The sequence below is a fragment of the Planktotalea arctica genome, assembly GCF_002105285.1.
In the GTDB taxonomy this organism is placed as follows: Bacteria; Pseudomonadota; Alphaproteobacteria; order Rhodobacterales; family Rhodobacteraceae; genus Planktotalea; species Planktotalea arctica.
Genome location: NZ_MUHR01000037.1, coordinates 1 through 9,610, shown reverse-complemented (window position 1 = coordinate 9,610; position 9,610 = coordinate 1). Strand labels below are relative to the sequence as shown.

General features: G+C 54.4%; 9 protein-coding genes and 2 pseudogenes. 4 read left to right on the top strand and 7 right to left on the bottom strand.

From position 1 onward, the window contains the following. The 4 genes and pseudogenes from B9P63_RS19365 to B9P63_RS18720 form a co-directional block, all read left to right on the top strand. Positions 1–226, top strand: a 226-nt coding sequence (locus B9P63_RS19365; protein WP_217806531.1) for a hypothetical protein, incomplete at its 5' end; no start/stop codon positions are given. A gap of 245 nt (positions 227–471) precedes the next feature. Further along, a pseudogene (locus B9P63_RS18730) lies at positions 472–681 on the top strand (addiction module antidote protein); the annotation flags it as partial. A 243-nt stretch (positions 682–924) separates the two neighbouring features. Continuing rightward, positions 925–1,179 carry a type II toxin-antitoxin system RelE family toxin gene (locus B9P63_RS18725; RefSeq protein ID WP_085311669.1) on the top strand — a complete coding sequence of 85 codons (255 nt, stop codon included), beginning with the start codon at positions 925–927 and terminating at the stop codon, positions 1,177–1,179. Positions 1,180–1,184: 5 nt separating this feature from the next. Beyond that, positions 1,185–1,592, top strand: a complete 408-nt coding sequence (locus B9P63_RS18720) for a helix-turn-helix transcriptional regulator (RefSeq protein WP_085311667.1) — start codon at positions 1,185–1,187, stop codon at positions 1,590–1,592. 414 nt (positions 1,593–2,006) lie between these two features. On the opposite strand, the gene B9P63_RS18710 is transcribed toward B9P63_RS18720, so the two are convergent. From B9P63_RS18710 to B9P63_RS18680, 7 genes and pseudogenes are all read right to left on the bottom strand, one after another. Next, positions 2,007–3,317: an HlyD family type I secretion periplasmic adaptor subunit gene (locus B9P63_RS18710; protein ID WP_085311663.1), complete on the bottom strand. Its 1,311-nt coding sequence runs from the start codon at positions 3,315–3,317 to the stop codon at positions 2,007–2,009. 11 nt (positions 3,318–3,328) lie between these two features. Further along, positions 3,329–5,617, bottom strand: coding sequence for a type I secretion system permease/ATPase (locus tag B9P63_RS18705; RefSeq protein ID WP_085311661.1), 2,289 nt, complete (start codon positions 5,615–5,617; stop codon positions 3,329–3,331). A gap of 41 nt (positions 5,618–5,658) precedes the next feature. After that, entirely contained in the window at positions 5,659–6,942 is a 1,284-nt protein-coding gene (locus B9P63_RS18700; protein WP_176219210.1) for a TolC family protein, read from the bottom strand. A gap of 355 nt (positions 6,943–7,297) precedes the next feature. Next, positions 7,298–7,543 (bottom strand): DUF6447 family protein, encoded by a 246-nt coding sequence (locus B9P63_RS18695; RefSeq protein ID WP_085311658.1) that lies wholly within the window; start codon positions 7,541–7,543, stop codon positions 7,298–7,300. 24 nt (positions 7,544–7,567) lie between these two features. Continuing rightward, entirely contained in the window at positions 7,568–7,798 is a 231-nt protein-coding gene (locus B9P63_RS18690) for a hypothetical protein (RefSeq protein WP_085311656.1), read from the bottom strand. Then, complete coding sequence (locus B9P63_RS18685; protein WP_085311654.1) at positions 7,795–8,016, bottom strand: DUF6447 family protein; 222 nt, start codon at positions 8,014–8,016, stop codon at positions 7,795–7,797. Before B9P63_RS18685 ends, B9P63_RS18690 begins: the two co-directional genes overlap by 4 nt. Before the next feature lie 73 nt (positions 8,017–8,089). Next, positions 8,090–9,610, bottom strand: a pseudogene (locus B9P63_RS18680) (calcium-binding protein); the annotation flags it as partial.

The window sequence follows — 9,610 nt, the reverse complement described above, 5'->3', positions numbered from 1 at the left end:
TTCATGCGTCAGCCGCAGTATCGCTCGTATGTCTTGCACAGTCGTACGCCTCGCTTGCTTCCGTCTTGGCATGGATCCTCCCAGTCTTGTTCAAGACCGACAGAATGCCGTAACGGCGCAGGCGATCACCAACCGGTCCCAAACCTTCCTGAAACTGTCCGGGATTTACCGAAACGCGTGTCCGAGAATTACCGAAACCCGCAATCCGACACATACTGGTATCTGACCGGCGTCCCGGATCTCATGGCCGTAGCCGGCAAGAGCTTTGAGCAATTCGCGGCGGCAGCAGGAGAACACCATCATGGCTGATCCAACCTTGATACCGACCTTTTCCACTTTGCTCCAACGTTTCTTCGTTGAACACTTGGGCCATCAGCGGGCCGTCAGCCCACGCACAATCGCCGCTTACAGAGATACGTTCCGCCTGTTGCTAAGCTTCGCGGAGTCCAAAATCGGCAAGGCGCCTTCGAGACCCAGGATGTGGCCTTCATCAGCGATGCAATCGGCGTGGTCGCACGCGCCAAGGGAATGAAGCGAATAGCACAGGAGGCAGGGGTAAGCCGCGAAAGTCTGTACCGGGCGCTCAGCAGCGCCGGCAATCCAGAGCTAGGGACGGTGCTGAAAGTTCTCGCGTCGATGAACATAAAAATCAATGCGAAGCCACTGCTGAAGGCGACGTAAGATACTGTCCGCGAGGGAACCGCTGACGAGGTCAACATCATCGGGCGCGTCAGGTGGTACGGGCGGGAGATGTGACGCCATGGTGGGCACAATTTAATGCATATCCATCAGGCCATGCCCTGACTACCGCATGGGTGGGACAGTCACAAAATTGCTTTGACCGTGACTTTGATGTATCGAAGCAATCGGTCTGACGGGGGGTGTAACCCTTGACTACACCGCAAAAGTCATCTATGCAACGAAATGAAAGAAATCGCCTATACCCGAACCGCACAGAAAGCGCTGATGCGAATGCCACGAAATCTTGCACTGCGCATACGCGAAAAGGTCAGATCCTTTGCTGAGGATCCCGCCTCACAGGCGAACAATGTCAAAGCGCTGCGTGGTCTGGACGGAGTGGTAAGGTTACGCGTGGGGGATTGGCGCGTAATTATGCGCGATGGTGTTATAATTGAGATACTCGAAGTCAAGCCGCGCGGCAGCGCCTACAAGGAGTGACGCAGATGAATGAAATGGTCACCATCCCGAGGGACGAATATCTCCGGCTCAAAGCACTTGAGGAAGACCTCAGCGATCTGCAGAGTGTTTCTGAAGTCCTCAAGCGCCTCGAGATGGGCGAAGAAGAACTGCTTCCGTCGTTCGTTGTCGATCAGCTCTTGGATGGCAAATCGCCCCTTCTGGTCTGGAGAGAACACCGAAACCTCACCCAAGCTGAATTGGCGCGCCGCTCCAAAGTGAACCGTGTCCAGATTATAGACATAGAAGCTGGCCGTAAGACCGGTTCTGTGACCACGCTCAGCAAGCTTGCCGTTGCTTTGAAAATTTGCATCGACGATCTCGTTTCACTCGCGATCTCTAGCGACGTAAGCTGCCCCACTTCTGGGGAGTATGATACAACGCCGCGCTCATGAATCAACTGACAGATCTATAGGCCGAAAGCCTTTCACATCCGAGAATACACCCAATCGGCGCTTCCGGCGTCGGACCAAAACGCGGTGTACCGCCTGGATGAGTAGCGCCGTACCAACTGCGCAAAGCGCCGATAGGAGCAAAATATCCTGCTCAGAGGTCAACACTCCGCGATAGGGCATAAGCGCACGTCCAGCGATCATCACATGCTCAGAGGCCCATGTAGACAGAACACTGCAAGCTGCATCCGATTTGGCAAACATCGGATGACAGTCCAACTTACTGTAGCCGTAATAAAGCCACCCTGCAGCTATTCCCCCAAGACTTGTAATCAGCAGTACAATCCAACTGACACCTATCAAAATCGTTCCTAAGAACCGCATAAGCGCTTGCCTCTCCTGATCATAGACGTCTCCTCAGTCCCGGAGTGCAAGTTCTTGAACCTTCGCCATGGGCTGCCAGATGTACTCCAAAACGGTACGTTTGCCCGACAGGACATCCACCGTCGCTGTCATGCCAGGAATAAAGGTGATCGCTTGGCCGGTTTCCTCAAGAACCAGATCACCCTCTATCGCCACATCCACCAGGTAATGGCTCGCGCCTTGGTTACGTTCATCAACCACAGCGTCGGGACTAATCTGGATCACGCGGCCGTCCACTGTGCCGTATTTAGCTGAATCGTACGCCGACAGCCGAATGCGAACAGCGTCATCCAAACGGATACGAGAGATGTCCTGCGGCATAATTCGGGCCTCAATGATCAGTGCCTCACCCGTTGGCACCAGCTCCAGCATCACATCGCCGGTATTCACAAATCCACCGGGCGTGCGGAAGTTCAGACGGCTTACGATCCCCTCCATGGGGGCGCGGATGATCGTGCGGCTTACCCGTTCTTCTAGCCGCGGCAAGGATTCTGCCAGTTCGCTTTGCTCAGCAACGACGGTGTTGATTTCATCCATTGCACGGAGCTTGTAGTTGGCTTTTGCATTGTCGATTTCAGTTTCAAGCTCAACCATGCTTGAGCGCGCTTGGTCAATGCCAACACTGCTGCGATCGCGCTCGCCAAGTGCTTGCTCACGCTGACGCTGCAATTCCAAAAGCCGTGTAGCCGGGGCAATGTTGTCACGCACCAAGGGTGCGACCACGGCGATTTCTTCGTCCAAAAAGACAGCAGTGCGCTCAGCCGTCCCCAAGCTGTTTTCAGCCGCTCGCAAATCCTGCTGACGTTGCTGCAAGCGTTGCTCCAGAACCGCAAGCTGTCCAGCTAACTCGGCGCGGCGAGCGGCAAACAGGCTTTGCTCGGTCAACGCCACCATGGGTGAGCGTGCATTTAGATCAGTGGGCACAGAGAACTCCGTCCCATTGATTTCTGCGCGCAGGCGAAGCTCTTTGACATCCAGTCCTGCCAGCCGCTGCGCTAAGCGGTTCAGTTCACTGCTTGCGTCGACGGGATCAAGTTCGAACAAAACCTCACCCTCTGCAACAACGGTATTCTCCGTCACATAGCGCCTTAAAATCACACCGCCCTCGGACGCTTGCACCATCTGGTTTTGTACCGATGACACGATCCGCCCCTCGCCGCGCGTCACGTTGTCTAACTCAGCCCAATTGGCCCAAACCAGAGCCAGCCCGACCAGCGCGATGATTGTAAACATGATGGTTGAGCCGCCCAGACCTTCACGGCCTGCCATCTCACGCGATAAGGATTTAAAATCAGTATTAGACATCCTGCTCGCCCCTATCGTGCTTGTGCTTTGAGTTTTTCGGGGGTCGTATCGGCGACGATCGCCCCCTGATCCATGACAAGAACCCTATCAGCGAGCTCCAGAAGTGTGTTGCGGTGTGTTACCATCACCAGCGTTCGGGACCCGGCCCAAACCTTCAAGCGCCCAATCACAGACTTCTCGGTCGCTGTGTCCATCGAGCTTGTCGGCTCATCTAAAACCAGCAGATTTGGGTCATGTAGCAAAGCCCGCGCAAGGTTAATAGACTGGCGCTGCCCGCCCGAAAGCCCCTCCCCCCGTTCGCGCAATTCCATATCATAGCCTTGAGGATGGCTCGCCACAAAATCGTCAACACCAGAGAGTTTGGAGATATTGAGCAGATGGGCATCGTCGTATTCATAAAAACCCATCTGTAGGTTTTCTTTCACTGTTCCAGAGAACAGCCAAGTATCCTGCAACATCACACCGACGTTGCGGCGCACATCGGATTTATCGATCTGGCGCAGGTCAACCCCATCGATCAGTACCGCTCCTTCGCTCGGTTCTATCAGTCCCGAGATCAGGCGAGACATCGTGGACTTCCCCGACCCCATTCGACCGACAACGGCCACTTTCTGACCTGCCGGTATTTTGAGCGACAGGTTCCGTATAATCGCACTGTCAGAGCCTGGGAATGTGTAGCTCACGTTCTTGAACTCAATCTCGCCAGAAAGATGCGGGCGGCTTAACCGCGACCGTGATTGCGCTGATTGATCATCCTCATCATTCATCACAGTCGAGAGCGAGCGGTACGATTGCCGCGCGCCGTTCGCCCGCGACATTGCCGACGCAAGCTGAGAAAGAGGTGCAAGCGTCCGTCCCCCCAAGATCACAGCAGCAATCATCGCCCCCATGGTAATGATGCCATCTTGGATCAAGAACACACCGTAGAAGATCGTGGCAATCTGGGCCAATTGCTGGACCGAGGCCGCGGAATTGATGGCAAATTGAGACAGCATCCGGTTCTTCAATCCAAGTTCCGATTGCGCATCCGAGGCTTCCTCAAAACGTCGCCGCATCAGTCGACCAGAGCCTGTGGCTTGCACTGTTTCTAACCCGTTGAGCGTTTCAACTAAAACGCTTTGCTTGGACATATTGCTCTGCATCGAACTCTCAGCAATGCGCGCCAGAAACGGTTGGATGACGAGGCCGGACAGGATTACCAGCGGCACTGCAATCAACGGCACCAGCGCCAACGGCCCCGCAATCAGCGAGATCACCCAAATGAACAGGAAGATGAACGGCAGATCTACGACGGCCACGAGCGTTGCCGAGGTGAAAAATTCCCTCAACGTGTCAAACTCCCGTACGATGCTCGCCATTGCGCCTGACTTTTGACGGCGGTTGTCTAGACGCATGTTCAAGATTTTATCAAAGATCAGCCGCGACATGCGCGCATCAGCGCGCTTGCCCGCCTTGTCAACAAACTGCGCCCGTAGCGTCTTGATGATAAAGTCAAAGGCCAGTGCGATCAGCACGCCAATTGTCAGTGCAATCAGCGATTCAATCGCCTCGTTCGGCACCACGCGATCATAGACCACCATGATGAAAAGCGAGGTGGACAGGCCCAGAAAGTTTGTGATTGCTGCCGCAATAAGCACCTGGCCGTAGAGCCATTTGCCTTGCAGCAGAGAGCCCCAAAACCAGTCGTTCTTACCCTTCACCTTGGAGGCCTCATGCACCCAGCGCGCCAAAATAATAAAGGGTTCCAGCTGATTACCCAAATCTCTTTGCGTCAACTGCTCCTCAACAAACTGTTCTTCGCCACCAAACCGGCGCACATGGATCATGCCGCTTTCGTCGATGGCATGGACCACAACCGCTTCACCACCTTTGAGAAAGCCAATCGCCGGGCAATGTGTTGCGCGCAGCTTTTTTAGCTTCATCTCTCCGTAAGTGGCCTCAAACCCGACATGGCGTAGCGCAGAAATTGCAGACTTCGGATCAAAAACGTCGCTGGTCAGTTCTGGCAAATCCCGCACCGCACCCGCCGAAAACGCCATGCCAGACAAAGCCAGAATATGTTGAACAGCGTGGATCAGCGCTGTGGCGCCATCGCTCGCAGGAACCGCTTGCGGCTCCACACCGGGTTCACAGGACGTATCATCCCGAAGGTCTGGCGTGGCAATGTCCTCGGGCTCACCGGGCTTCTCTGCCTCTTCGCCGGAACGCACAGATACCACAGAGACGCCATCACCTTCCAGCTTTGCTGCGACGTTAGCCACAGTTGGAAGACTGGCTTCGTCGGTCGATTTATCCTCCATATGGGGAAGGTCCTTTTATATTAGCATCTCTTAGCGAGCGGTTACTCGGACACATTGGACGTCAATCCGATCAGCTGCACAAGAGCACCTGTGCGAGAGGATATTGTAAGCTGCAGTGCAAGTATCTCTGCACTCATAGAAATTTGACGGTCTTCCGCACGGTAGTTTTGAATTTTAGCTTCGATCACCTGGCGCAGGTTGGACTGCCCGGTCGCGAGTTGGGACCGTGCCGTTTGCGCCTCCGAGGCGCTGAGTGCGATCTGCCGCGCAACCAAAGGCATGGAGCGATCGATGGCCGCCAACTGGCGAACCGCTGCGTCCATCTCTGCCTTGAGGGTGCGCTGCGCGTCCGTAAGTTGGGTTTCCACCGCCTCAACCCGTGCTTCTGCAGCCCGCAGTTGCGCACGGCGTCTCCCACCATCGCCAAACGTATACTCTAACATGACTCCTACACTCGTGTCGGTGCTCTCTCCATCCTGCATCGGCGAAGTCACGCCCGCCTGAAGCCGCGCTCGCGGCTTGAAGGATGCCTGCGCACCAGCAACAGCGCTGCGTGCTACGATCAATTCCGCAGCACTACGCTGCAAGGCGGGAGCTTGTTGCCAAGTCTTAGCTTGCGTTTGCGCATCCGCCAGGCTCACGATCTCTGCAGGGCGCGACATCGCCTTCGGCTGCTGGTTAAAAAACCGCACAAATCGAACGTGTGCCTGCTGGAGGTCCGCATGTAAGCGCGTCTCCTCCAACGTAATATCGACGATCTGGCGTCTGGCACTATCAAGAGCCGCACGATCGATCATACCATTCGAGGCCATCCGCTCAATCTGCTCGACCACTGTGTCCATTTCTGCAGTCCGCTTGCGCAAGAGTGTCAGCCGCGCCTCGTATTGCCAAACGTCAATCCAGGCCCGTGCCGCTTCTAGAGCAATATCATTCCCGCGCGCAGTCCGCTCCGCGCGCGCGCCCAAAGCCTCCGCCGTTGCGCGATTGACGTTGGAGGCACTTTCGCCGCCGTCATAGATCAACTGTGAAATGGTGATGCCAGCCGCGACACCCGCCGTTGTTTCGTCAGGCTGCGTGCCGCCCTGCTCACGCATCCCACCAACGGTTGAGTTTCCCGTAATTTGTGGACGCCGCACGCTCTGGGCAACGTCAACCCGGTTCATCATTTCTTGTTCCAAGAAAAGTGCCGCGCGGTAGCCCTCATGCGCCTCGACTGCGTCGCGTATGGCCGAACGAAAGCCCGATGCAATATCGACCCCTGCCCCCTCGTGCGGGGCCTCCATCAATGACGCGTCGGCAAGCGTCGCAGTCAAACTTGTCGACATCTGTTCTATGTCAGAAGGACGATCTCCACAGGCCGCCAACAAAAGTATCAAACTGACCGCGCTAAGAGTTGCTATCCGGGGCTGTGCGATTTGACCTCGCACAAACCGAACATCTCTTTTCTCGTTTATATGAAAAGGCCTGCACACTCGTTGCGCCATATAATTTTCGATGCTCATTTGATGCCTCAGTCTACTACGATTATTTTAAATTCTATCGCCGCTTCGTTTTCAAATCGAATGTGCAAAAGATCACTTACCGATTTATGCTTGATTGCGGAATGCATGTCTCAATTATGGCTCCATCCAGAGAAACAATCGATAATAGCCAAATACTCGTCTCGACATTCGCATCATTCTAATCCGGCTTGTTGCTCTCAAGCCCAGGCTCTTCTGCGATTGTCAAAGGCTGGACGCCAGACCGTGCAATCTCAGCTTTGAGCGCGGCCACATAACTACGTTGCGCTGTCTGGTAGACCGCCATTTCATTGCGGATTTTCAGCATTTGGCCCTCAAGAAATTGCAGGCTCGCCAATTGCGCTTTGCCGTTCTCAGTAAGATCCTCGGTATTATATTCGATGTCGTCGATTGTGATCTTTGGCATGGATGTTTCCCTTTGCTTTTCGGTTTAGTCATCACTGAACAAAGAACCCAGATCGACGCCGGTCCGTCCCTGAACGATTTCTAACTTCAGATCCGCGATATAAGCGTTCTTTGCTTTCGTCAGCAGCGCCTGCTGGTTGTTCAGCTCCTGCAGCGTCAGCCGGGCAAATGTCAGCCGTGCCACAAGATCCCTGCCCTCCTGGCTCAGGCCATCCGTCGCGTATTCGACGCCGTCTATGCGAAACCGCTCGCTCATGGTTTCTCCGTAGGGGCCTGCAACTCCAGCTCGGCTTTCAACGCACGCGCATAGGCAACATGCGCCGTCTTTGACACCGCAAGCTCGCCCTGCAACTGCCGCAGTTTCGCCTCGGCGAACTGGAGCGATTGCAACGTATCACCTGCAGTCTGCGTTATATCAGACACAGCGTAGCCCGCGCCATCCAGCGTGATTGTAGGGGTTGTCTCGTCGGTCATGATCACCTCGGAAGTAAAAGAAGCGGCGGAGACCGCCGCTTCTTTTGGGTTCTATTTTTAGATTACTGAACGATTAGGCAATTATCGCGAATTCGGAACTAAGTAGATCTGGAGTACCCGTAAATGTGGCAATCTGAACCGCGGCATCACCACCTGCACCATCCGCATCGTAATACAGGGCACCAGATGTTGTATCATAAACGATACGATCAGTCTCATCAGCAGCAGCTGCCAGACCAGCTCCGGATACGAACTCGTCAGATGACAAAGCTCCTATATCACCAAGTCCAGTGAAGATAGCTTTTGAGAGTTGGATGCTGTCGTCCGCTACAGTGTAGTCAACGATAGTGTCCGCACCGCTAACGCTGTTGAAAACGAACGTATCAGAACCAGCCCCTCCGGTGATGTTATCTGACCCAGCACCAGCAGTGATCACATCGGTCCCATTGCCACCACTAATCACATCGTCAAAGCTCGTGCCAACAATGACATCTGAGCCACTGCCACCATTGAGCGTCAAACCATTAGAGCCATTACCAGTGAAGGAAGAAGCATTTAGCGTATCACCAAAGCCTGTCCCCGTGACGCTCAGTTCACCGGATGTTGACCCAGCAACGGCATTATACATGTTGATGAGCGCTGCATCGATACCAAAAGCTCCTGTAATCGAAACATCGTAGTCGTTGTTTGGGTAGGTCACACTGTCAGTTGTGAGAGCCGTGGTGACGTTAGCTTGCGAGCCAGTCAATATTGCTCCAGATGAAACTTCAACACTCGCCACCCTACCGGCCAGCGTGTTTAAGCCTGAGGCCGCGATAGAGCTCCCCGCAGTGTCATCCAGTTGGACCACCGCACTAGAGCCAATCACCAGAGTATCGGCAGTTACAAACGCTGCAGTTGTCTCCGCAAGCGTGCCAGAAACAACGATGGCATTCGACACAGTCACATCGCTGGCCGTCTTTCCACCAATTGCACTAAGCGTTGTTGCTTCGACTGCTGTCGCAGCACCGTCAGTGACTGTTATTACCACCTCATCTGTTGAAGTCGACGAAAGAGAATCAAGTTCGGTGCTCGTCGCCTCCAACGTGGCACTCAGTTTACCAGTTGTAGCCGCCGCAACCGTGTTCACCGCAGTGACACCTGCTGCATTGGTTAGTGTTCCGGCAATCGTGAGGTTGCCCTCATAACCATCGGTGACACCTGAAAATGCTGCAGACATATCAGTCGATGAACCGGACAAGGCCTGTGCGGTTACATCCAACGTGATCGTACCATCAACGGCATTGTTGATAGTCACAAGCTGCTCAAGGGTAGCCTGATCGGTCACCGTGATGTTGCCCGTATATCCGGTTATTCCCGTGAGAGCGGCAACAAGATCAGAGGTTGAGCCAGAGATATCTAACCCGCTGTCATCGAGTGTAATAGTACCTGACGTGGCATCGTTAATCGCCTTTAGTTGCGCCAGTGTTGCTTGGTCAGTGATTTGAACGTTTACGGAGTTCGTTATCACCACGTTCAGGCTACTGCCATTATCGTTTACCAGGTTATCCGACAAGTCTCCTATAATCAGAGCTCCATCACCAGATGCCGTCAG